This is a genomic window from Streptomyces sp. NPDC054047 (assembly GCF_055585065.1).
The window spans coordinates 301,941-324,703 of record NZ_JBVJKV010000007.1; the positions used below are offsets into that span (position 1 = coordinate 301,941).

Consider the following 22,763-nt stretch of genomic DNA (forward strand, 5'->3'; position numbering starts at 1 on the left):
CCATCGACACCACCCGGGGCGTGGACACCCCGAGGAAGGCCCGACGCCGCATGATCCTGCTCCTGTCGACGTCCGACACCGACCTGCTCAGCGCCCGCGCCGCCGGCGGCCCGGTCGCCTACCGCCACGCGAACCCCTCCCGGCTCCCGCTCGAGGACCTTCCGCAGCTCCTGGACGGCGCCGACCTGGTCGTCGTACGCCTCCTGGGCGGCGTACGCGCCTGGCAGGAAGGCCTGGACCAAGTCGTGGCCGCCGGACGCCCCGTGGTCGTCCTCACCGGCGAACAGGCCCCCGACGCCCAGCTGATGGCCGCATCGACCGTGCCCATCGGCATCGCCGCCGAGGCCCACGCCTACCTGGCCCACGGCGGACCGGACAACCTGGAGCAGCTGGCCCGGTTCCTCTCCGACACCGTCCTGCTCACCGGTCACGGCTTCGAACCGCCCGCCCCGGCGCCCTCCTGGGGCCCGCTGGAGCGCACCGCCCGCCAGGCCGAGGGACCGACCATCGCGGTGCTGTACTACCGCGCCCACCACATGAGCGGCAACACCGCCTTCATCGAGGGCCTGTGCAGTGCCATCGAGGACGCAGGTGCGCGCCCGCTGCCGCTGTACGTCGCCTCGCTGCGCGCCCCCGAACCCGAACTCATCGACGAACTGCGCGCCGCCGACGCGATCGTGACCACGGTCCTGGCGGCGGGCGGCACGCGTCCCGCCGAGGCATCGGCGGGCGGCGACGACGAGTCCTGGGACGCCGGCGCCCTCAGCGGCCTGGACGTGCCCATCCTCCAGGCGCTGTGCCTGACCAGCTCCCGCAGCGACTGGGAGGACAACGACGAGGGCGTGTCCCCGCTGGACGCCGCGAGCCAGATCGCGGTCCCCGAGTTCGACGGCCGGCTGATCACGGTGCCGTTCTCGTTCAAGGAGATCGACGAGGACGGACTTCCCGCGTACGTCGCCGACGCCGAGCGCGCCGCCCGCGTGGCCGGCATCGCCGTGCGCCACGCGCGCCTTCGCCACATCCCGGCCGCCGACAAGCGCATCGCGCTCGTCCTGTCCGCCTACCCGACCAAGCACTCGCGCATCGGCAACGCGGTGGGTCTGGACACCCCCGCCAGCGCCGTGTCCCTGCTGCGCCGACTGCGGGACGAGGGCTACGACTTCGGCACGGAGGAGGTGCCCGGCCTGGCCTCCGGCGACGGCGACGAGCTGATCTACGCGCTGATCGAGGCGGGCGGCCACGACCAGGAGTGGCTCACCGAGGAGCAGCTGGCCCGCAACCCCGTGCGCATCCCGGCGGCCGACTACCGCCGCTGGTACGCCACGCTCCCCGCCGAGCTGCGCGAGTCGGTGGAGCAGCACTGGGGCCCCGCCCCCGGCGAGATGTTCGTGGACCGCTCGCGCAACCCGGAGGGCGACATCGTCCTGGCCGCCCTGCGCCGCGGCAACCTGCTCATCCTCATCCAGCCGCCGCGCGGCTTCGGCGAGAACCCGATCGCGATCTACCACGACCCCGATCTGCCGCCCTCGCACCACTACTTGGCCGCCTACCGCTGGATCGCCGCCTCCGCCGACGACAACGGCTTCGGCGCCGACGCGATGATCCACCTGGGCAAGCACGGCAACCTGGAATGGCTGCCGGGCAAGAACGCGGGCCTGTCCGCCGCCTGCGGCCCCGACGCCGCGCTCGGCGACCTGCCGCTGATCTACCCGTTCCTGGTCAACGACCCGGGGGAGGGCACGCAGGCCAAGCGGCGCGTGCACGCCACCCTCGTGGACCACCTCGTACCGCCGATGGCCCGCGCGGACAGCTACGGCGACATCGCGCGCCTCGAACAACTCCTGGACGAGCACGCCCAGATCGCCTCCATGGACCCGGCGAAGCTGCCGGCGATCCGCGCGCAGATCTGGACCCTGATCCAGGCCGCCAAGCTCGACCACGACCTGGGGCTCGAAGGCCGCCCCGAGGACGAGGGCTTCGACGAGTTCATCATGCATCTCGACGGCTGGCTCTGTGAGATCAAGGACGCGCAGATCCGCGACGGTCTGCACGTCCTGGGCGGCGCCCCGGCCGGCGCCGACCGCGTCAACCTGGTCCTGGCGATCCTGCGCGCCCGGCAGATCTGGGGTGGCACGGCATCGCTTCCCGGCCTGCGCGAGGCGCTGGGCCTGGACGAGTCGGCCGCCACCCGCACCAGCGCCGACGCGGTCGAGGAGCAGGCCCGCGCCCTGGTCCAGGCGATGGAGGACGCCGACTGGGCCCCGGACGCCGTGGCGGGCGTGGCCCAGGGGCACCCGCAGTCGGTCGCCGACATCCTCGACTTCGCTGCCCGCGAGGTCGTCCCGCGCCTGGCGGCCACGACCGACGAACTGGACCACGCCGTCCACGCGTTGGAGGGCGGCTTCGTTCCCGCGGGCCCCTCCGGCTCCCCGCTGCGCGGCCTGGTCAACGTCCTGCCGACCGGCCGCAACTTCTACTCCGTCGACCCCAAGGCGGTGCCCTCGCGCCTGGCGTGGGAGACCGGCCAGGCGCTTGCCGACTCGCTCCTCGAGCGCTACCGCACCGACAACGGCGACTGGCCGACCTCGGTGGGCCTGTCCCTGTGGGGCACGAGCGCGATGCGCACCGCCGGTGACGACATCGCCGAAGCCCTCGCCCTCCTTGGCATCCGCCCGGTCTGGGACGACGCCTCGCGCCGTGTCACCGGCCTGGAGGTCATCCCCGCCGAGGAGTTGGGCCGCCCGCGCATCGACGTCACCTTGCGCATCAGTGGCTTCTTCCGCGACGCCTTCCCGCACACCATCGGCCTCCTGGACGACGCGGTGCGCCTGGCCGCCTCGCTGGAGGAGCCCGACGAGGCGAACTACGTCCGCGCCCACGCCCAGGCCGACCTGGCGGCCCACGGCGACGAACGCCGCGCCACCACCCGCATCTTCGGATCGCGCCCCGGCACTTACGGCGCGGGCCTGCTCCAGCTGATCGACTCCCGCGACTGGCGCACCGACGCCGACCTCGCCGAGGTCTACACGGTGTGGGGCGGTTACGCGTACGGCCGTGAGCTCGACGGGCGTCCGGCGCGCGAGGAGATGGAAACGGCCTACAAGCGCATCGAGGTCGCGGCGAAGAACACCGACACCCGCGAACACGACATCGCCGACTCGGACGACTACTTCCAGTACCACGGCGGCATGGTGGCCACCGTCCGGGCGCTCAAGGGCAGCGCCCCGGAGGCGTACATCGGCGACTCCACGCGCCCCGAGACGGTGCGCACCCGCACCCTGGTCGAGGAGACCTCCCGCGTCTTCCGGGCCCGGGTGGTCAACCCCAAGTGGATCGAGGCGATGCGCCGCCACGGCTACAAGGGGGCCTTCGAGCTCGCCGCCACGGTCGACTACCTCTTCGGTTACGACGCGACGACGGGCGTGGTCGCCGACTGGATGTACGACAAGCTCACCGAGACGTACGTCCTGGACCCGACCAACCGCGAGTTCCTCCAGCAGGCCAACCCCTGGGCCCTGCACGGCATCGCCGAGCGTCTCCTGGAGGCCGAGTCCCGCGGCATGTGGGCCAAGCCCGATCCGGCGGTGCTCGAGGCGCTGCGGCAGGCGTACTTGGAGACGGAAGGCAATCTGGAGGGCGAGGACTGAGCACCGGCCCGGCCTGAGGGCCGGCGCACGAGAGGGCCCCATCCCGGTGTCGTCGGGATGGGGCCCTCCCCGTTCCCTGCGGTGGGCGGCTACGCCTGGGGGGTGGCGCGGATCGCGGAGATGTCGAACTGGAGGCGGACCTTCTCGCTCACCATGGCGCCGCCCGTCTCCAGGCGCTGGTTGTAGACCAGGCCCCAGTCGGTGCGGTCGATGGTGGTGGTGCCGTCGAAGCCGGCTCTCTCGAAGCCGAACGGGTCCACGACCGAGCCGAGGTAGTCGAGCTGCAGCTCGACGGGCCTGGACACACCGCGGATGGTCAGGTCCCCCGCCATGCGGAAGGTCTCGCCGCCCTCATGGACGGTGGAGGTGCTGCGGAACGACATCTCCGGGTGGCGGCGCGCGTCGAAGAAGTCGGCGCCTATCAGGTGCGCGTCGCGCTGCTCCACACCCGTGTCGACGCTGGCGATCCGGATGACGATCTCGGCCCGCGACTCGGAGGGCCGGGCGCCGTCGAAGTACAGCGTGCTGTCGTAGTCGGCGAAGGCACCTCGCACCGTCGTGACCATCGCGTGCCGCACGGAGAACCCGATGCGGCTGTGCGGTCGGTCGATGGTCCACTGCCCGGTCAGCGCACGCAGCGCCGGGTCGAGCGCGGCTCCGTCGGCCGTGGAAAAGGGCGAACCGGCGCCCGACGGCGTCGGCTCGAGGGTCGCGGTCTGGCGACGGCTGAAGATACCCATGATGTCGTCGTCTCCTTGGATTTGATCACTCCGTGTTATCACGCCGTCGACCGGTGCTGCTCAGCAAGATGGGAGGTCTCGTCCGGGTTCCATGCTGCTGACTGCAAAGATGCACAAGATCGGCACGGATGTGGATGCACGGTTGGGTGGCCTGGCGTCACGCACGGTCACAACGGCGTCGATGGTGCGTCGACGGACGCCAGGAGGGCACTCGGTAGGGGCCCGGCGCCGGGGCTGTCATCGGCGCCCAAAAGGTGCATACTTGAAATAATTCTGAGGGTCGGAGGGCTCAATGATCGCACTCGGAATCATCCTGCTCATCATCGGTCTCCTGGCCGGAATCTCCATCCTGTGGACCATCGGCGTCATCCTCGTCGTCATTGGTGCCATCCTGTGGATTCTGGGCTCCGTGGGCCACGCAGTGGGCGGGCGAAAGCATTATTGGTAGGCGCACCGGTATTGAAACCGGACGGCTTTCATAAGCGCCAACGCCCTGGTATTCGCAGCGGCAAGAATTTCTCCGGTGTGCCCCGGTTCTCCTTCGCGGCCCGACGTCCGCATGCGGACGGCTTCTCCGGGTAGCAGGCTGTGCTCATGACCTGCTGAACGGAACGGAGTCGGTGCATGGCCGGCGAGGGCGGAGGGCCGCGAGCGGAAGCCGCGGCCCCGGGGTGGTTCGAGCGTGTGCGGCGATGGTGGCAGCGGGCCCGGGGGGTGCCGGGCTACGAACGCCACACGCTGCTCCTGGTTCTCAAGAGCACATTGGCCGCGACCCTGTCCTGGGTGGTGTCCTACTACCTGCTCGACGCGCCCTCCCCGGCGTTCGCCCCGTTCTCCGCGGTGCTGATCATGCAGGTGACCGTGTATCAGTCCCTGCTGCAGTCGATGCGCTACCTGGCGGCAGTGGCGGCCGGCGTGGCCATGGTGGCCGCCCTGGGGTTCCTGGGCGGCCCCGACCTGCTGACCTTCGTGCTGGTCGCGCTGGTGGGCCTGTCCATCGGGCGCTGGCCCGCGCTGGGTGCGCAGGGGTCGCAGGTCGCCACGGCGGCGTTCTTCGCCTTCTCCACCTATGCCTCGGCCACATCGGCGACCGAAAAGCTCTCCCAGCTCGGGCAGATCATCCTGCTGGTCCTGATCGGCTGCGCCATCGGCGTGACCGTGAACATCACGGTGGCCCCGCCGATGCGCTACCGCAGCGCCGAGTACGGGATTCGCTCGCTGTCCATCGCCCTGGGCGAGCTGGTGGGCGACATGTATCCGGTGCTGCGCGAGGGCGAATTGGACGAGGAACGCTGCCGGCAGTGGCGCTGGCGGGCCGAGCAGACCGGTGGACTGATCACGCAGGCGAAGGACGGCTTCCGTACCGCGCAGGAAAGCCTGTACTTCAACCCCCGTCGACTGCTGCGCCGACACCGCGGCCGGACCTCCTTCGAGGGGTACGGAGCGGTGCTGGGAGCCCTCGAACGATCCCTGTACCAGGTGGCATCGCTGACGCGCAGCCTGCACCAGTGGCACGAAGAGGAGGGGGGCCGGCACGACGACCGGGCCTTCCTCCTCGGCTACGCGGACTTCCTCGAGGCCCTGGAACGGATCGCCCAGGTCCTCGGGGAACTGGACGAGGACTCCCTGACCGAGCAGGCCCGACAGCTGTGCCAGTTGGCCGACGAGGCCCGGCGGTGCTGCCACGACGTGACCGACGGAGCGAACCGGGCCGGCCTTCCCCTGGCCGACCCGGCTCGCCCCTACGGAGTCCTTGTCGTCGAATCCACCCGCCTCATGGAGGAGTTCCAGCACGCCTGCGACGTGCTGCAACGGCACGTGGGGCAGGAGGCGTGACCTCCTCGACGGGGTCATGGGCTCCCAGGTTCTCGGCCCGGCTCTCAGTGGTGGCCGTGGGCGCTGGACGAAGCTCCGCCGAAGAGCCGCGCGACGGCGCGGAAGGGGAGCGTGACCACCGTGGCGATGGCTCCACCGATGGCTCGGAGAACATCTGCAATGGCCTTCAGCATGTCGGGACCTCCATAGAACGTCTTTATGTGCGCGTCGTCAGTTCAATAACTCCTGCACGGCTTGTCTTCTGCCGGTTTCCCTGCGATCGGCGACGGAAACGTAATGGCTCGGCCCTCGGAGGTTTTTCACAATGGAGTCCGTCATACGGATCTGTCCCGTACGTGCTTGATTAGGGTCGATCCGAACGGGAACGCCTCACAGGGCAACGACCCCGTCACCGACGAATGGAGCGCTCCGTGCGTGCACTGTCCTTGGTCTGCACCCTGAATTCATCGCCCACTTCATCCAGCAGCCACGCGTTGTCCGACCAGGTCATGGCCGAATTCGAAAAGCTGGGCGTCGAGGTCGAGACGGTCCGGGTCGCCGACCACGACGTACACGCCGGGGTCGCCGTGGACCTGGGCAACGGGGACGCCTGGCCGGCCCTGCGCGAGAAGGTGCTGGGGGCCGACATCCTGCTCCTGGCCACGCCGATCTGGCTGGGGCACCCGTCGAGCATCTGTCAGCGGGTCCTGGAGCGTCTGAACGCCGACATGTCGGAGACCGACGACGAGGGCCTGCCCCTGATGTACGGGAAGGTCGCGGCGGTGGCCGTGGTCGGCAACGAGGACGGCGCCCACAAGGTCAGCGCGGACGTCTTCCAGGCCTGCAACGACCTCGGCTTCTCGCTGGCTCCCGGAGCGGTCACCTACTGGGTCGGCGAGGCCAAGCAGGGCACCGACTACCAGGACCTCGAGAAGACACCCGACGCCGTCGCCTCCGCCACGCACACGCTCGCGGTCAACGCCTTCCACCTGGCCGAGCTGCTCGACCGCAAGCCCTACCCGGCGTCCTGACATCGCCTCGGACGACCACAGGGACAGGTGCCGGTAGATGGACGTGACCGCCACGGACGTCGGGTACGCCTGCGTGGGGATCGGCGCGCTGCTCGCCGCGGTCCTGCCCAGACTGGTGGCGCGGCAGCCCATGTCCATGCCGATGGTCTTTCTGGCCGTGGGCTTCCTCGTCTACGTACTGCCCACCGGGCTTCCCGACCTGGACCCCTACCAGCACCGGGCATGGGTGGAGCACCTCACCGAGGTGATCGTGATCGTGGCCCTGATGGGCGCGGGCCTGGCCATCAACAGACCCTTCGGCCGCCACTCCTGGTCCACCGCCTGGCGCCTGCTGGGCATCACCATGCCCCTGACCGTCCTGGTCACCGCCCTGGTCGCCTGGGGTCTGGTGGGCTGGCCGCCGGCCGTCGCGCTGCTCCTGGGCGCCGTGCTCGCCCCGACCGACCCCGTGCTCGCGGCGGAGGTACGGGTGGGGGAGCCGACCGACGGCGAGCACGACGAGGACGAGGTGCGCTTCGCCCTCACCGGCGAAGCGGGCCTCAACGACGGTCTGGCCTTCCCGATGGTCCTGGCGGCCCTTGCGATGTTCGCCGCCTCGGAGACGGGCTGGTCGGGCGCGTGGCTGGGCCACTGGCTGTGGAGCGACGTGGCGGTACGCGTCACGGTCGGCGTGGCGGTCGGCCTGCTGGTCGGGCGGCTGCTCGGCTGGATGTTCTTCCGGGCGGGCTGGCAGGCGCTGCGGCTGTCCGACCACCGGGAAGGGTTCGTCGCACTGGCGGCGACCTTCCTTTCGTACGGCCTCACGGAGGTGCTGCACGGCTACGGATTCCTCGCCGTGTTCACGACGGCCTGCGCGATCCGGTCCGCCGAGCGCGCCCACGGCTACCAGGTGGTGATGCACACCTTCATGGAGCAGATCGAGCGGCTGCTCACGGCCGGTGTGCTGTTCCTCATCGGGGGGTTCATCGCCTGCGGCGGCCTGTCCGCCCTCACCTGGGGCAGCGCGGTGACGGCCGTCCTGGTGCTGCTGGTGATCCGTCCGCTCACGGGCTGGATCGCCCAGCTGCGGGGCCGGACGACGCCAGGGGAACGCGCGGTGACCTCCTTCTTCGGCATCCGGGGGATCGGGTCCGTCTTCTATCTGGCGTACGCCCTGGGTGTGGGGGACCTCGAGGCGTTCCAGGAGGAGTTGTGGGCGGTGGTGACGTTCATCGTCCTGCTGTCGGTGATGCTGCACGGGGCCGCGGCCTCACCCGTGCTCAAGCGTTTGGACAGATCCGGCTCCCGCTGACGGCACGGCGGCAGCCGGACCGGCGCAGGCGGGTGCGGGTCCGGCCGGTCAGGCGTCGACGCCCGCTCCCTGCCAGGGGGTGGGCCCGGTGCCGTCGAGCCAGGCGTCCAGTTCCGTGCCGTTGACGCACACGATGCCGATCTGCTGCGCGTACTCCAGGGCGGGAGCGGTGAAGTCGCTCGTCGTGACGAGTATCGCGACGTCGGCCTCGTGGACGGTGAAGCACGTCCCGCCGAAGCGCTGCAGGTCCTGCGAGCCGACCTTGTTGGCGTCGCCGTAACGCTTGCACTGGATGACGAGGCGGAGACCCTCGGCGGTGACCGCCGTGACGTCCGCGCCCAAGTCGCACGCGCCGCCCACCACTTCCACCTCCCGGCAGTCGTCACGGGCGCACAGGTCGGCTATGGCGTGCTCGAAACCGTCGGGATCGAGCTCGGCGTACTCGTGCTCATCCTCGTACTCGTCCCCGTACTCATCCTCGTACTCGACGGGCGCGCCGAGGACGACGGTCGGCTCCTCGCCGTCCGGCACCAGCGCTCCGGGGTCGGCCTGCTTCGCGTCCGGGAGGTGAGGCTCCGGGCCCAGGCTGTCGGACGCCTTCTCGGCTGCTTCCTCCAGCGCCGCGGCGGCACGGCGCGCGTATCTCGCGGCGGAGAAGCGACGCCACCTGGACCGGCACAACTGCGCGACCGCCAGGCCCACCACGACGACCGCCCCGGCCCACAGCGGGCGGCTCTCGACGACGTCGGCCGCGGTGCGCACCAGGAACACCAGGACGCACAGGATGATCGCGAGCAGTACGAAGTACACGGCGGTCGCCCGCAGATCGAAGCGCCGTTCGCGGTCCATACGTCGAACCGGGCGCGAGGGTACGGTCATTGCACATCCTTACGGAGGACGAAAACGAAGATCACTTATCTCCGTCGTTCTCCGTGTGCCCAAGATCAACACGCTCAAGATCTCTTGGTGCGCGGAACCACGGCACAGGTCAGCGCGGGTAGGACTGGCGGCACAGCGCGGTCAGGGCAGGGTTGACGTCGATCTCCTCGGCCGTGCCGCACAGGGCGGCCATGTCGGCCGCACCGGGTGTGCCCGCTGAGGGGTTTCGGCCGGGGTCGGGCCGCTGCGCGGCAGGGGCTCGTCGGCGCGGGGGTGGCGCGGTGGGGGCCTGCGCGGGGCGGCGGGTGCTGGGCTGCGCGGGCGCGAGGGATGGTGACTGCGGGCGGCTGCTGGTAGGGGGACGGGCCGCCGCTGCGGGGGCCGGGTCTACGGCGCGGGGCGCGGGCTCGCGGCCGTCGACGAGGGCGTCGCGGGCGGGTGGTTGTACGGGGCGTACGGGGGAGGGCCGCGCAGGCGGACCCGGCGGCGCGGCGCTCGCGCGAGCGGGGGACGGGTGGTGTGCGGGAGACGGTGGCGGGACGGCCGTGCATCCGCAGGTGGTGAGGGCGGCGCCCAGGGCGAGGACGAGCAGACAGCGGCGCATCCCCACACCGTGGCGCACGGGTGGGCCCCGGGGCGGGCATACGGGGAGGAGGCCCACCGGGTCGAGTGATGTCGGGGCGCACAGAGGTGATCGCCGGGCGCGAGGCGGCCCGAGTGCGCGCAGACGCCGTCTGCGAGCACCTTCCCGGCAGCGGTGACCTCTCCAGGGTGTGGACCGGCAGGCTGCGCACGCCGCCTCGACATGCCTTCGGCGCAGCTGCGCCATAGCCTGGCCACCTCGGGGCTGTACTGGAGGTACGTCATGCCCCGCCCTGTCTGGTCCGGTGCGATCTCGTTCGGCCTGGTCACGATCCCGATCAAGGTGCTGCCTGCCACCGAGAACCACTCGATCTCGTTCCACCAGTACCACCTCGAGGACATGAGCCGGGTCCGCACGCGGAAGATCTGCGACATCGACGGCAAGCAGCTCACGAACGCAGAGATCGGCAAAGGGTTCGAGGTCAGCAAGGACACGATCGTCGCGGTGACCGACGCCGAGCTCGGTGAGATGCCGCTTCCGACAGCGAAGGCGATCGAGATCGCCGGCTTCGTGCCCTACGAGTCGATCGATCCGATCCGGATCGGCGAGGGCTACTACCTTCAAGCCGACGGACAGGTCGCGGACAAGCCCTACACACTCCTGCGCAAGGCCCTGGAGCGGAACAGCAAGGCCGCCGTCGCGAAGTTCGCCTGGCACGGGCGCGAGAGGCTGGGCCTGTTGCGCGTGCAGGACGACGTGATCCTGCTGCACGCCATGAAGTGGGACGACGAGGTGAGGGACCCGAAGGAACTGGCACCCAAGGCGATGGAGCTGGACGACGAGGAGATCGACCGGGCGGTCATGCTCATCGACTCCATGACCGCCGACGGCATCGCCGGCCAGGACTGGGCCACCGACCGCTACACCGAAGCCCTAGAGCAGGTCATCCAGGCGAAGGCGGAGGGGAAGAAGCCGCCCAAGCCGGACGAGGGGGAGGCGCCGGCCGGGCAGGTACTCGACCTCATGGCCGCGCTCCAAGAGTCCGTACAGAAGGCTCAGTCGGCCCGCGAGGAGACCGGCAAGGACGCGACGGTCCACGAGATGCCGAAGAAGCGGGCCGCCAAGAAGACAACCGCGAAGAAGTCCACGGCGAAGAAGACTGCCGCCAAGAAGTCCACGGCGAAGAAGACGACGGCCGGGAAGAAGACAACGCCGAAGAAGCGAGGGGCCTGAGGCCGCGAGGCCGCGTTCCGGTCCGGCGTGGGCCGGACCGGAACGTCTGGTTGCCGCCCCGGTCCGCCCGGTGAGCATTCAGCGCGCGAGCTTTCGCAGCATGCCTCAAACGAGTTCGGGCTGCGGTTCCGGCTGCTGTGCCGGGGCGACCTTCGGTTCCCACAGCTTGGTGGTCCGCATGTAGCCGTAGACCACGGAGGCCATCGCCAGAATGAGAAGTGGACCGAACACCCCCGGGTGCTTGGCCATTTCCATCGGCAGATAGCGATAGGACACCAGGAGCAGGGTGAATACGGTCGTGCCGTAGACGACCAGCTGAATTCCCGCGCGGTCCCAGCCGCGGTCGAGCGCGCGCAGCGCCGCGTCGATGGTGAACGCGAACACCACGCCGGCGATGATGTCCACGCCGTAGTGGTAGCCGAATCCCAGCGTCGCACCAAGCGTGGCTATCAACCAGAACACGCCCGCGTAGCGCAGCGCCCGTGGGCCCTTGCGGGAGTGAATGAAGATCGTCGTGGCCCAGGCGGTGTGCAGGCTGGGCATGCAGTTGCGCGGGGTGAGCTCGTCGAACGGCATCGACTGCGGGGTGCTGAGCGGTGGCGGCGTGTGCGGCCACAGGTTGGCCAGGGCCAGGTGCTCGCCGCCGGTGCCGAAGGCGCCGGTGCCGTACGTGAAGATCGGTCCGACCACCGGGAAGATCATGTAGATGGCCGGCCCGAGCAGGCCGATGACCAAGAAGGTGCGCACCAGATGATGGCCCGGGAAGCGGCGCTCGGCCGCCACGTTGCGCAGCTGGTACAGCGCGACGACGACCGCGGCCACCGCGAGCTGGATGTAGACGTAGTCGAGAACATGGGCCCCGATCGAGCCGGTGGCGGAGACCATCCGCCCCACCACCCACGAGGGGTTGCCCAGCGCGTGATCGGCGGTGGCCACGTACTGGTCGAGCACCGCGGGGCGGGTCTTCGATGTGATGAGCAGCCAGATGTCGCCCGTCTTACGGCCGGCCACCAGGAGCAGACCAAGCCCTACGCCCTTCAGGAGCAGGACGCGTTCGGAGCCGGTGCGGCGCGTGACAGCGATGACCGCGTAGCCCAGCAACACCCACAACGCCCCGTTGCCGAACATCATTTTGGCGTCGAGAGCCCACCGCACCAGGAAGAAGACGACATCGATGCCGACCGCGACACCGACCGCGATGAACCGTTGCCGCCAGGTGAGCACCACCATCATCAACGCCATGGAGGCGTACAGCAGCGGCCCCGACTTGGGGGCGACCACCACCTCGCGCACCTGGTTGGCGATCGGCCCCCGTACGCCGTAATGGCGCGCGGCGATCTCCAGCGCGACGAGGAACCCGAGGCCCACCACAGCTGCCGCGGTCCACAGCAGTGCCCGCGGCTGACGCCACGCGGCGAACATCGTGCTGAAGTTTTTTCGCGAAAACACTTGAGATGCTATAGATATCAATGGTTTGGCCGATTTGTTAGATGTTAGTTAATAGCTCACTCTTCGTGCGAGATAGCGTGTTTTCTTGTGAAGTACGGGCGATCAGGGCACTCGTTGTGAGTTCGATCATGTTAGCGGAGCGGTGCGGGTGGGTTTAGCGGGTCATGAGATGACGCTAACGGTCCAGTGAGCCTGGCGGCCGCGGCGGCAGCCGGGCCGCTCCTGTACGGCGGCGCGGGGCGGGAGCCCAGGAGGGAGCCCGGGGCGGGAGCAGACCGGCAAAATGCCTGGGATAGCGTCCACCTCACTTTGGGCAAGCGAGGGGGCGTCGTGGAGGTTCGGCTGCGTGGGCGGGGTGCTGCCCGGTGGGTCACGATCGGTTTTATCGCCTTCGGGGCGCTGTTCCTGGTCGTCGGGCTGGTCCTGGCGGGGGAGTCGGTCGCGTTCCAGTCGGATGCCGAGCGGGCCCCGGGGACGGTGGTGGCGCTGGAGTGGCGCAACGACTCCAGCGGCGCATCCCGCAAGCAGCGGGAGAACGACGAGCCCGCGGCGTACCCGGTCGTCGAGTTCACCTCGGCGGACGGCATGCCGAGGACGTTCCGCAGCTCGACGGGCACCAATCCGCCGGCGTACGAAGAGGGGGAGAAGGTCGAGGTGCTCTACCGTGCCGATTCCCCCGAGGACGCGCGGATCAAGGGGTTCGCCTCGCTGTGGCTGCTGCCGCTGATCTTCGGAGGGATCGGGCTGGTGATGGCGGGGGTCGGGACGGCTCTCGCGATGGTGGGGCGCAGGCGAGGGCGCGCCCCGGCGGTGCGTTCCGCGCCGACGGCGTCCACCGCATCGGCGTCGTGAGCGCGACCTTCCCTGCCGGAGCCGGACCGTGACCCAGGGATCGGCAGGTGTGACCACCGCCGGCCCGCTCCGTCAGCTGGCGTCGGTGGCGTCGGGGGCGCCGGTGACCACGTCGACGGCGTGGCGGCGATGCGTCGCGAAGAGGTCGAGGGCGGCAGAGGTGTCGCGGGCGCGCAGCGCGGCGACGAGCCCGCGGTGCTCACGCGGGATGCGGTCGAGGTAGTCCTTGGTGCTGCGGCCGATCCGGGTCAGCAGGAACAGGTGGACCTGACAACGGATGCCGTCCCAGGCGTCGGCGAGGCGCCGGTGTCCTGCGGCGGCGAACACCGCGTCGTGGAAGGCGATGTCCCAGCGCACCATCTCGTGCGCGTCCGCGGCCCGCTCCATCATGTCGGCCGTCTTCGCGACGGACGCGAGGTCCTCCTCCGAGGCACGGGCGATCACCTGTCGTACGGCGAGGTCCTCCAGGGCGCCGCGCAGGCTGTCGAGTTCGGCGACGTCCTCGGTGGACAGGGTCGTCACCGTCGTACCCCGGTGCCACGCGCAGTGGACCAGGCCCTCGCGCTCCAACAGCCGCAGGGCTTCGCGCACCGGCCCGCGGCTGACGTCCAGCTCGCCGGACAGCTCCACCTCGCGCAGCTGCGCGCCGGGGGCGTAGGCGCCGCTGAAGATAGCCTCGCGGATACGGTCCGCGACCTCGTCGGCCAGGCCCCGACGGCGAGCCGGGGCCACCTTGCCCTGATCACTCATGTCGGAATGTTAACAAGAGCTGTTGTCGTGATGTAAACATTAGGACATGGGTTGGTGGCCGACCCTGACCCGCCCGTTCCCCGGCAGGAAGGCAGTGCCATGACCGTCCTCGACTCCCCGATACCGCGATTCCACCTGGCCATGCCTGTCGACGACCTGGCCGCCGCCCGGCGCTTCTACGGCGAGGTGCTGGGCCTGGAGCAGGGCCGCAGTGCGGACACCTGGGTGGACTGGAACCTGCACGGCCACCAGTTCGTCACCCACCTCGCACCGGAGCGCGCCCCGCGCATACACAACCCGGTCGACGGCCACGACGTGCCGGTGCCGCACTTCGGGCTGATCCTGACGATCCCCGCCTTCCAGGAGCTCGCCGAGCGACTGCGCACGGCAGGCACCGAGTTCGTCATCGAGCCCTACGTCCGCTTCGTCGGCCAGAAGGGCGAGCAGTGGACGATGTTCCTCCTCGACCCGGCCGGAAACGCCCTGGAGTTCAAGGCGTTCGCCGACGACTCCCAGGTCTTCGCCGCCTGACCGGCAGTTTCCCCCTCCCTGAAACTCCCGGAATAGTCCGCTCCGCGCGGGAGTTCAGGGAGGCGCCCCGTGCGTGGCGGCGTCCTCCCGGGCGTCGGCGGACCGTTCCCCACGTTCCCCAGGGGCCAGCGAAGGACAGGTGAGAGATGAAGTCCGTCATCCGAACGGCTGCCGGTGGTCCTGAGGTCCTCCAGCTCGTCGAGCGTCCGGTTCCCGAGCCCGGTCCCGGTGAGGTACGGGTTCGTGTGCACATCTCGGGTGTCAACCCGACGGACTGGCGCAGCCGCAGGCGCGCGCTGCCGCCGGGCATGAACGAGCAGGTGCCCCACCAGGACGGCGCCGGGGTGATCGACGCCGTCGGTCCGCAGGTCGACCCGGCGCGGATCGGGCAGCGGGTGTGGATCTGGGAGGCCGCGTGGGGGCGGCCCTGGGGAACGGCTCAGCAGTACACGCTCGTCCCGGACCGGAACGCCGTCGCCCTGCCCGACCAGGCCCCGTTCGAACTCGGCGCCGCCCTGGGCATCCCGGCCCTGACCGCCCACCGTGCACTGACCGTTCACGACGGCGGACCGGGGCGGATCGCGCCCGGCGCCCTGCAAGGCACCACCGTCCTTGTGGCGGGCGGCGCCGGTGCGGTCGGCAACGCGGCCATCCAGCTCGCCCGCTACGCCGGAGCCCGTGTGATCACCACGGTCAGCAGCCCCGCCAAGGCTGCCCTTGCGCGCGCGGCCGGTGCCCACCGGACGGTCGACTACCGCACCCAGGACGCGGTAGCGGAGATCCTGGACTTCGCCCCCAAGGGCGTGGACATCGTCGTGGAGGTCGCACCGGGCGCCAACGCCGCTCTCGACATTGAGGTCGCCGCTCAAGGGGCCGTGGTGGCGTACTACTCGGGTGGCGAGGGCGAGCAGCTGTCCGTCCCGGTGCTCACCTCCCTGTCGGCGAATCTGCGCTGGCAGAGCGTCTTCGTCTACACCGTGCCGGATGCGGCGAAGCAGCAGGCGCTCACCGACGTGTCGGCAGCCGTGAGCGCGGGCGCGCTGCGCGTGGGCGAGGAGGCCGGACTGCCCTTGCACCGCTACGTGTTGGAGCGCACGGCCGACGCCCACACCGCGCTCGAACAGGGCTTGGTCGGGAAGGTCCTGCTCGACATCCCCTGACCGACCTTGGCGGTGCGCGGTGAAGTCTCCTGGCTGGCGGCCGGCTGTCTGCCCGCACTCCGCGGGGCAGGGCTCTGGTGGCAGAGTGGAAGAGATTGTTCCGTCCAGTGGAGGTAGTCCCCGCATGCGCTTGCTGCTCATACGTCATGGCCAGACCCCGTCCAACGTCAAGCACCTCTTGGACACGGGGGCGCCGGGCCCGGGCCTGACGCCGCTGGGGCAGGACCAGGCGGCGGCGCTCCCGCAGGCCTTGGCGGGGGAGAAGATCGACGCCTTGTACGCCTCCACGCTGGTACGCACGCAGCTGACCGTCGCGCCCCTGGCCGACGCGACCGGCCTCGAGGTGCAGGTCCGGGACGGGATTCGGGAGCTGATCGCCGGGGACCTGGAGATGCGCGGTGACGACGAGGCCGCCGCCGCTTACCTTGACACCGCCTTCGCCTGGTCCGGGGGCGACACCGAGCGCCGGATGCCGGGTGGCGAGACGGGCGCGGAGGCCCTGGGGCGGTTCGACACCGTCGTCGCCGAGGCCGCAGCGACGGGGGCGGAGACGGTGGCGATGGTCAGCCACGGTGCGGCGATCCGGATGTGGGTGGCTGCCCGCGCGGCCAATGTCGACGTGGCGTTCGGGGCCAGTCACCCGCTGGGCAACACGGGCGTGGTCATCCTCACGGGCTCGCCTGACGAGGGCTGGCAGGCATTGGTGTGGGAGGGGAGCCCGCTGGGCCCGGAGGGAAGCTCGCCCGAGGAGGACGGCGGCCCGGCAGGAGAGGCCACCACTCCGGCGGCCTGACCCACGGCCTGGGGTCCAGCGGCGCCATGACCCGCTCGCCGCTCGCCGCTCGCACTCGCCGCTCGGGTCGCGCGGATGTCTCCTGAGCCCGCGCCGAACCGGCGGCTGCCCTCAGGCAGGCGCGCGCCACCCGTTCTCCAGCAGGTCGAAGGCGCGGGTGATGGCCTGGCGAGGGTCGTCGTGGCCGCGAGCGGCGCGGGGCGCTTCGAGGGCGAAGTGGGCCAGCGCGGTGCAGGCGGGATCGTCCGCGGGCAGGCCGCTTTCGTCGGCGATGGCCCGTGCCAGGGCGGAGGTGTGGCGCAGCCACATGTTCTGGCCGTAGTCGCGCAGGGCCGGGGTGCTGTTGACCAGGTCGAAGAAGGCGGTGAAGCGGGGGTCGCCGTCCGCGGCCGCCGTGCGGTGGCGCAGCGCGTGCTCGCGCAGCGCCGCGGGGATGGACTGGCCCGGGGGCCGTTCGCGGACGGCGGCGAGCAGGCGGGCTTCCTGGGCGGCGTCCTCATCGAGGACGAGGGCTTCTTTGACCGGGAAGTGCTTGAACAGCGTGGTGGTGGACACGTCTGCGGCGTCGGCGATTTCCCGGATGCCGACATCGTCGTATCCGCGCTCCAAGAACAGACGCAGTGCCGCATCCGCGATGGCCTGGCGGGTGGCGGCCTTCTTGCGCTCGCGGCGCCCCATCGGCGGGGGCGGGGTGTCGGCCTCGGTGTCGGCCTCGGTATCGGTCATGCCTGGACTCTACTTCTTCGGTTGCCCAACTTCAAAAGTTGAGTCGTTGCACGTATTGGGTTGGTGTGCTTTTCTGTAGTGGCGGCCGGGCGTCCCAGAGGACGCTGCCGCCATCGCTGACGGCTGAGCCCCCGCCACCGCGCACACCTCGTCGGACGACACCACGCCTCAGCGCAGCACTGCTGTGCTGCGCGAACGGAGGTCACCTTGAACACCACACCCACAGGCACACCCGCACCCCGCATCGCGATCATCGGAGCCGGCCCCGGCGGCCTGACCTGTGCCCGCGTCCTGCAGGAGCACGGCATCACCGCGACCGTCTACGACGCCGACGCCTCCCGCACCGCCCGTGACCAGGGCGGCAGTCTCGACATGCACCCTGAATCCGGCCAACACGCCCTCCGTGCAGCCGGATTGCTGGACGACTTCCTGGCCGTGGCCCGCCCCGAGGGCCAGCAGATGCGACTGGTCGGCCGCGACGGTCAGATCCTGTTCGACGCGGCGCCGCCCACGGCCGATCCCACAGACGGCACCACCGCCGACGCCACCGAGGGCAACCCCGAGATAGACCGCGGCCAACTGCGCGACCTCCTCCTCGACTCCCTCAAGCCGGACACCGTGCACTGGGAGCACAAGCTCACCCGCGTCGCCCCGCTCGGCGACGGGGCGCACCGCCTGCACTTCGCCGACGGCACGACCGCCGATGCCGACCTCGTCGTCGGGGCCGACGGTGCCTGGTCCCAGGTCCGCCGCCTCCTGTCCGACGCGACGCCGCTCTACACCGGCGTCACCTTCGTCGAGACCGGCCTCAGCGATGCCGACCGCAGCCACCCCGCTCTCGCCGAACTCACCGGCGCGGGCACGATGATGGCCCTCGACAACAACCAGGGTTTCGTCGCCCAGCGCAACAGCAGCGCGCACATCCGCATCTACGTCGGCATGCGCACCGACGAGAACTGGCACGAGCGGGCCGGTGTCGACCTCACCGACACCAACGCCGTACGCGAGGCACTCCTCGCGGAGTTCACCGGCTGGAGCCCCGCCCTGCTCGGCTTCATCACCGGCACCGACACGGGCTACACCAACCGCCCCCTGTACGCCCTGCCCGTCCCGCACACCTGGCCCCACACGCCCGGCCTCACCCTCCTCGGCGATGCCGCCCACCTCATGTCCCCCTTCTCCGGCATGGGCGCCAACCTCGCCATGCTCGACGGCGCCGACCTCGCCCAGGCCCTCATCGCCCACCCCACCCCCGACCAGGCCGTCACCGCGTACGAGAAGATCCTCGTCCCGCGCTCCATCGAAGCCGCCGAAGGAGCGGCCGAGGGCATCAGCGGCGCCTTCGCCCCCGACAGTGCCGCCCAGACCCTCGCCCACATGGCGCAGCACCACTGAGACCCGGCCGTCGCCGACGCCGGGAGCCTCGCCTCCACCGATATCCTTTGGCTCGTCGGTCAGTTGGGCGTAACCGACCCGACGATCCCCCCCCGCGCACGTGTATACCCCGAGCTCGTCTTCCACCGGGCCTGAGCGACCGGCGTCGCCTCGGCCCCCTGCACATCTATAGCCGTATTACTGACGGGTCAGTACGGTGCTCCACAACCCCCCTTGCCCACAGGAGAGTTGGGAGAGCCGCATGATGTCAGCCTTACGTAGACGACCCGTGGCCGCAGGTGCCGTGCTCGCGGTGGCGGTGCTCGGGCTCCCCGGGTCCGCGGCCGCGGAGAGCCCGAACGCGCCGGCCGGTCCCCCAGGCGCGGCGGACGCCACCCCCTCGGCCCATGCCGCGGCCGAGACCGCAGGGAAGAAGCCGGGTAAGAAGCCCGGCAAGAAGACCGGCCCCGGCAAGATCCTCAGCTCGGCGCCGTCCTCGTTCCAGTACACGCCGGGCGTGCCGACCCCCACCAAGGCCTGGAAGATCACCTACCGGTCGACCTCCGCCAACGGCCGCCCCAACGCGGTCTCCGGAACCGTGATCGTCCCCGACGACGGCAAAATCACCCCCCGTCCACTGATCACATACGCCGTCGGCACGGTCGGTATCGGCGACAAGTGCGCGCCGTCCGCCGGTTTCCCGGGCGGCACGACGGCCGAGGCTCCGCTCGTCAACGCGGCGCTGGTACGGGGCTATGCCGTCGTCGTCACCGATTACGAAGGTCTCGGTACCCCGGGCGACCACACGTACATGGTGGCCAAGCCGCAGGGCAGCGCCGTCCTCGACGCGGCGCGCGCGGCCCAGCGGCACCCGGAGGCGGCGAAGTACGGCGTTTCCTCGGCCGCGCCCGTAGGGATCATGGGCTACTCGCAGGGCGGCGGCGCCAGCGCGAAGGCCGCCGAGATGGCGGCGAGCTACGCTCCCGAACTCAAGCTCAAGGGAACGGCGAGCGGCGGCGTCCCCGCCGATCTCACCAAGGTCGCCGAATCCCTGGAGGGCGGGGACAGCGCGGGCTATCTGCTGATGTCCGCCGTCGGCCAGAACGCCGCGTATCCGAAGCTGGGGCTCGACAAGTACCTCAACAAGGAGGGCCGCAAGCTCGTCAAAGTGGTGCGCAACGAGTGTGGCGGGACGGTCCTGGAAGCAGGGCGCGGCAAGAAGATCGAAGACGTCACCAAGTCCAACCCGCTGGACCGGCCGGTGTGGCAGCGGGCGATTGCCAAGCAGCTGATCGGCACCACGCGGCCGTCGGCGCCCACGTTCGTGTACCACGGGGACGCGGACGAGACGATCCCCTACGCCGTCGGCCAGAAGCTGCGGGCCGACTGGTGCGCGAAGGGCAACGCCGTGGAGTGGAAGACCTTCCCCGGCCAGTCCCACGTGGGCACGGCGATTCAGGGCAACGGACCGGCACTTGAGTGGCTCGGCCGACGCTTCGCCGGTGAGCCGACGTCGGGCAACTGCGGTACCTGAAGCCCAGGGGTCGCACGCACACCCGCCCCCTCTCCTGCCGTCCACGGGCGGCGGGGGAGGGGGCGGGCTGATGCCCGCCGAGTTCGCCCGTCCCGGTCACGCCTCCGTGGCCGTACCCCCTCGGATTGCGAGGCCCCGGCGATAGCGGACCGGACGGCGGCTAGGCTGCGGCGCATGGACATAGTGATCCCGATCTTCGACCGCTTCGAGCCGCTCGACGCGATCGGGCCCTACGAGATCCTCGCGTACGTGCCCGGCGCCACCGTACGGTTCGTCACGGCCGAACCGGGCCTGGTGCAGGACGTGTTGGGGTCACTGCCGGTGCACGTGCCGACCCGGTACTCCGAGGTGGAAGCGTGTGATGTCCTGCTGATCCCGGGCGGGGGCAGCTTCCTCGCGATGGTGGACGACCCCGATTTCCTCGACTGGGTGCGCCGCATCCACGCCGGAACCCGTTTCACCACCTCGGTCTGCACCGGTGCCCTGGTGCTCGGCGCGGCCGGTCTGCTGGACGGCTTGACCGCCACCACCCATTGGGACGCGGCCGCCCAACTGAAGTCGTACGGGGCCGACTACACCTCCGAGCGTGTGGTCCGGCACGATCGAGTGATCACCTCGGCCGGAGTCTCCTCCGGCATCGACATGGCGGTCCAGCTCGCCGCCCTCCTCACCGACGACGTGACCGCCCAGGCCATCCAGCTCTACACCGAGTACGACCCACAACCTCCTTTCGACACCGGCTCGGTGGCCAAGGCCCCCGCCGAAGTGCTCGCACGGGCCCGCACCTTGGGCTAGCGGCAGGGCGGGAGTGGGCGGTTCGAGGTGCGGGGCCCTGGCTCAGGCGGTGGGGTCCTTCAGGTCATCGATGACCATGTCGGAGAGGCGGACCTGGTACCAGACGTCCTGGCTGGTGCCGTCCTCCCACCTCTCAGTGATGATGATCTTGGTGTGGGCCGTGGTGCTGTCGCTTTCCGTCGTCGACCAGCTCTTGATCACCTCGTCACGGCGGAAGATCGGATTCGCCTGGTGTTCGGAGCCCCAGACGGTGAGCGCGTCGTCGAGTTCCGAGGTGAGGTACTCCCGGCGGATCTCGGCAGGGCTTTTGCCGTCGATCTGGTGACCGTTCGAGGCGTCCAGGTAGTTCTGGAAGAAGCTCGCGACCTGTTGCTCCGCGGGCGATGACATGACCGCGGTGGCCGTGGCCGCCTGCTCGCTCGGCGCCTGCGCCTGCGCCTGCGCGGGAAGAGTGGTCAGGCCGGAGCCGACCACCAGAACCGCGGTGCAGGCGCCGATCACCGCGCCACGCAGCTTCGTACGGTGGACTTGGAACATGGACGACTCCCTGGAGACGGTTGGCCTGAGCGGTTTCGCACTGAAGCAGCCATCCGCAGCCCTGCGGTAATGGCATTGCGGGGCATCCGGTCCATCGACCGCCCCTGCCCGGTAGGAGCCTCCTTCCGCCTCAAGGGAAGAACGCTTTCTGCGCGCACCAGGACGAGCCGTGGAGAATCCGCCCGCACGGCCGATGGCACAGGGCTCACCCCGCGCGCCCCTCCGACGGAGAAGCGGTCGGCCGGTTCGGACCGTCCGTGTGCCGTGACCGGGCCAGGAGGAAGCTTGCGGATGCGCTCACGATGACCGGCGGGTACAGCGGCCACAGGCTCCAGTCCGCCTCCGGGAAGAGCGAATCCGGTGCGCCTGACAGCGCCGGCGAGGACGTCAGCACGATGATCGGCGTCAGGGTGCCGTAGACACACCGCTGCGGCGCCGCAGCGGTGATCGGCCGCCGCCCCAGGCCCGCCATCGCGAGGCGCGGCCCTGCCGTGCTGATCTCCCGCCGTGCGTCCGGCTCCTCGCCGGTAGTCGCCACGGCCCAGATCGTGCACCATCGCGTCCGCCCCGGAGAGCAACAGGACGGACGCGGCTGCGAGCACGGTCAGGAAGGTCACGCACAGCACGAAGAGCAGCATCTCGCCCAGCCCTGTGCCGAGATCGCCCGTCACGCACACAACTCCCCGCAACAGACGTGCATATGTGAACGGGGCTCGGGTCGGCGGGTGCGGGCGCATCGGTGGAACACGGCTGCTCCAGTCGTCGGCTTCATCGCCTTGCGCGGCCCCGATAGACCCCTTTGGGAATGCAGTCCCGGCGAGGGAAGGCGCGTTGCGCGTAAGAAGGTGAAGTTCCAGCCCCGCCCACTCGTTTCGTGACAACTACCGCCGCGGTGGCACCCTGCGCCGGGCCCCCTGACGTCCGTGTCGGCCGCGTCCGTGCAGACGTGACGCGTGGTCAGGGGGCCGAGTTCGCCGTCTACGCGTGGCCGTAGGAGGGATGTCTGGAGGAGCCCCGTACGGGGTGCCCCGCGTACTTCGTCC

Annotated in this window: 22 protein-coding genes; 13 read left to right on the forward strand and 9 right to left on the reverse strand. The window is 70.3% G+C overall.

The genetic code is table 11. The annotated features are described in order from the left end of the window. Positions 1-50 precede the first annotated feature (50 nt). A complete protein-coding gene (gene cobN / locus ACZ6ZP_RS25960) occupies positions 51-3,647 on the forward strand; it encodes a cobaltochelatase subunit CobN (protein ID WP_351166274.1) in 3,597 nt (1,198 codons plus the stop codon). Positions 3,648-3,736: 89 nt separating this feature from the next. Here cobN and ACZ6ZP_RS25965 read toward each other — a convergent pair whose 3' ends face one another. Further along, positions 3,737-4,387, reverse strand: a complete 651-nt coding sequence (locus ACZ6ZP_RS25965; RefSeq protein ID WP_383821843.1) for a YceI family protein — start codon at positions 4,385-4,387, stop codon at positions 3,737-3,739. 292 nt (positions 4,388-4,679) lie between these two features. Here ACZ6ZP_RS25965 and ACZ6ZP_RS25970 point away from each other — a divergent pair, with 292 nt between their 5' ends. Together ACZ6ZP_RS25970 and ACZ6ZP_RS25975 are read left to right on the forward strand one after the other, a co-directional pair. Further along, positions 4,680-4,835, forward strand: coding sequence for a DUF6131 family protein (locus ACZ6ZP_RS25970; protein ID WP_351165994.1), 156 nt, complete (start codon positions 4,680-4,682; stop codon positions 4,833-4,835). Between the two features lie 176 nt (positions 4,836-5,011). Beyond that, a complete protein-coding gene (locus ACZ6ZP_RS25975; RefSeq protein ID WP_383821846.1) occupies positions 5,012-6,223 on the forward strand; it encodes an FUSC family protein in 1,212 nt (403 codons plus the stop codon). 44 nt (positions 6,224-6,267) lie between these two features. On the opposite strand, the gene ACZ6ZP_RS25980 is transcribed toward ACZ6ZP_RS25975, so the two are convergent. Then, on the reverse strand, positions 6,268-6,396 hold the full coding sequence (locus ACZ6ZP_RS25980; protein ID WP_351165998.1) for an LPFR motif small protein: 129 nt from the start codon (positions 6,394-6,396) through the stop codon (positions 6,268-6,270). 225 nt (positions 6,397-6,621) lie between these two features. Here ACZ6ZP_RS25980 and ACZ6ZP_RS25985 point away from each other — a divergent pair, with 225 nt between their 5' ends. Both ACZ6ZP_RS25985 and ACZ6ZP_RS25990 read left to right on the forward strand, forming a co-directional pair. Next, positions 6,622-7,233 carry a flavodoxin family protein gene (locus ACZ6ZP_RS25985; protein WP_351166000.1) on the forward strand — a complete coding sequence of 204 codons (612 nt, stop codon included), beginning with the start codon at positions 6,622-6,624 and terminating at the stop codon, positions 7,231-7,233. A gap of 37 nt (positions 7,234-7,270) precedes the next feature. Then, positions 7,271-8,524 (forward strand): cation:proton antiporter, encoded by a 1,254-nt coding sequence (locus tag ACZ6ZP_RS25990; RefSeq protein ID WP_351166002.1) that lies wholly within the window; start codon positions 7,271-7,273, stop codon positions 8,522-8,524. Between the two features lie 48 nt (positions 8,525-8,572). Here the strand turns inward: ACZ6ZP_RS25990 and ACZ6ZP_RS25995 are convergent, their stop codons facing one another. Together ACZ6ZP_RS25995 and ACZ6ZP_RS26000 are read right to left on the reverse strand one after the other, a co-directional pair. Then, entirely contained in the window at positions 8,573-9,403 is an 831-nt protein-coding gene (locus tag ACZ6ZP_RS25995; RefSeq protein WP_351166004.1) for a restriction endonuclease, read from the reverse strand. Between the two features lie 109 nt (positions 9,404-9,512). Further along, on the reverse strand, positions 9,513-10,007 hold the full coding sequence (locus tag ACZ6ZP_RS26000) for a hypothetical protein (RefSeq protein ID WP_383821851.1): 495 nt from the start codon (positions 10,005-10,007) through the stop codon (positions 9,513-9,515). A gap of 261 nt (positions 10,008-10,268) precedes the next feature. Between ACZ6ZP_RS26000 and ku the strand changes: the two genes are divergently transcribed. After that, complete coding sequence (gene ku / locus ACZ6ZP_RS26005; protein ID WP_383821854.1) at positions 10,269-11,219, forward strand: non-homologous end joining protein Ku; 951 nt, start codon at positions 10,269-10,271, stop codon at positions 11,217-11,219. 105 nt (positions 11,220-11,324) lie between these two features. Here ku and ACZ6ZP_RS26010 read toward each other — a convergent pair whose 3' ends face one another. Beyond that, complete coding sequence (locus tag ACZ6ZP_RS26010) at positions 11,325-12,641, reverse strand: phosphatase PAP2 family protein (RefSeq protein WP_469408681.1); 1,317 nt, start codon at positions 12,639-12,641, stop codon at positions 11,325-11,327. Between the two features lie 357 nt (positions 12,642-12,998). Here ACZ6ZP_RS26010 and ACZ6ZP_RS26015 point away from each other — a divergent pair, with 357 nt between their 5' ends. Continuing rightward, the gene (locus ACZ6ZP_RS26015) at positions 12,999-13,520 is read left to right on the forward strand and encodes a DUF3592 domain-containing protein (protein ID WP_383821857.1); all 522 of its coding nucleotides are present in this window, start codon (positions 12,999-13,001) and stop codon (positions 13,518-13,520) included. Between the two features lie 72 nt (positions 13,521-13,592). On the opposite strand, the gene ACZ6ZP_RS26020 is transcribed toward ACZ6ZP_RS26015, so the two are convergent. Then, positions 13,593-14,270, reverse strand: a complete 678-nt coding sequence (locus ACZ6ZP_RS26020) for a GntR family transcriptional regulator (protein ID WP_383821860.1) — start codon at positions 14,268-14,270, stop codon at positions 13,593-13,595. A 99-nt stretch (positions 14,271-14,369) separates the two neighbouring features. On the opposite strand from ACZ6ZP_RS26020, the gene ACZ6ZP_RS26025 reads away from it, so the two are divergent. The 3 genes from ACZ6ZP_RS26025 to ACZ6ZP_RS26035 all read left to right on the forward strand — a co-directional run bounded on the left by ACZ6ZP_RS26025 (position 14,370) and on the right by ACZ6ZP_RS26035 (position 16,754). Next, complete coding sequence (locus ACZ6ZP_RS26025; RefSeq protein WP_351166014.1) at positions 14,370-14,801, forward strand: VOC family protein; 432 nt, start codon at positions 14,370-14,372, stop codon at positions 14,799-14,801. Between the two features lie 146 nt (positions 14,802-14,947). Beyond that, positions 14,948-15,961 (forward strand): NADPH:quinone reductase, encoded by a 1,014-nt coding sequence (locus tag ACZ6ZP_RS26030; protein WP_383821863.1) that lies wholly within the window; start codon positions 14,948-14,950, stop codon positions 15,959-15,961. A gap of 124 nt (positions 15,962-16,085) precedes the next feature. Further along, complete coding sequence (locus ACZ6ZP_RS26035) at positions 16,086-16,754, forward strand: histidine phosphatase family protein (protein ID WP_361465873.1); 669 nt, start codon at positions 16,086-16,088, stop codon at positions 16,752-16,754. 111 nt (positions 16,755-16,865) lie between these two features. On the opposite strand, the gene ACZ6ZP_RS26040 is transcribed toward ACZ6ZP_RS26035, so the two are convergent. Further along, entirely contained in the window at positions 16,866-17,480 is a 615-nt protein-coding gene (locus tag ACZ6ZP_RS26040) for a TetR/AcrR family transcriptional regulator (protein WP_383821866.1), read from the reverse strand. 207 nt (positions 17,481-17,687) lie between these two features. On the opposite strand from ACZ6ZP_RS26040, the gene ACZ6ZP_RS26045 reads away from it, so the two are divergent. The 3 genes from ACZ6ZP_RS26045 to ACZ6ZP_RS26055 all read left to right on the forward strand — a co-directional run bounded on the left by ACZ6ZP_RS26045 (position 17,688) and on the right by ACZ6ZP_RS26055 (position 21,183). After that, positions 17,688-18,875, forward strand: coding sequence for an FAD-dependent oxidoreductase (locus ACZ6ZP_RS26045; protein WP_383821869.1), 1,188 nt, complete (start codon positions 17,688-17,690; stop codon positions 18,873-18,875). 241 nt (positions 18,876-19,116) lie between these two features. Next, positions 19,117-20,388, forward strand: coding sequence for a lipase family protein (locus ACZ6ZP_RS26050; protein ID WP_469408574.1), 1,272 nt, complete (start codon positions 19,117-19,119; stop codon positions 20,386-20,388). A 174-nt stretch (positions 20,389-20,562) separates the two neighbouring features. Next, positions 20,563-21,183, forward strand: a complete 621-nt coding sequence (locus ACZ6ZP_RS26055; protein WP_469408576.1) for a DJ-1/PfpI family protein — start codon at positions 20,563-20,565, stop codon at positions 21,181-21,183. Positions 21,184-21,225: 42 nt separating this feature from the next. Here ACZ6ZP_RS26055 and ACZ6ZP_RS26060 read toward each other — a convergent pair whose 3' ends face one another. Both ACZ6ZP_RS26060 and ACZ6ZP_RS26065 read right to left on the reverse strand, forming a co-directional pair. After that, a complete protein-coding gene (locus ACZ6ZP_RS26060; protein ID WP_469408578.1) occupies positions 21,226-21,720 on the reverse strand; it encodes a hypothetical protein in 495 nt (164 codons plus the stop codon). A 205-nt stretch (positions 21,721-21,925) separates the two neighbouring features. Beyond that, positions 21,926-22,258 carry a hypothetical protein gene (locus tag ACZ6ZP_RS26065; protein ID WP_383821875.1) on the reverse strand — a complete coding sequence of 111 codons (333 nt, stop codon included), beginning with the start codon at positions 22,256-22,258 and terminating at the stop codon, positions 21,926-21,928. Between the last annotated feature and the right edge of the window lie 505 nt (positions 22,259-22,763).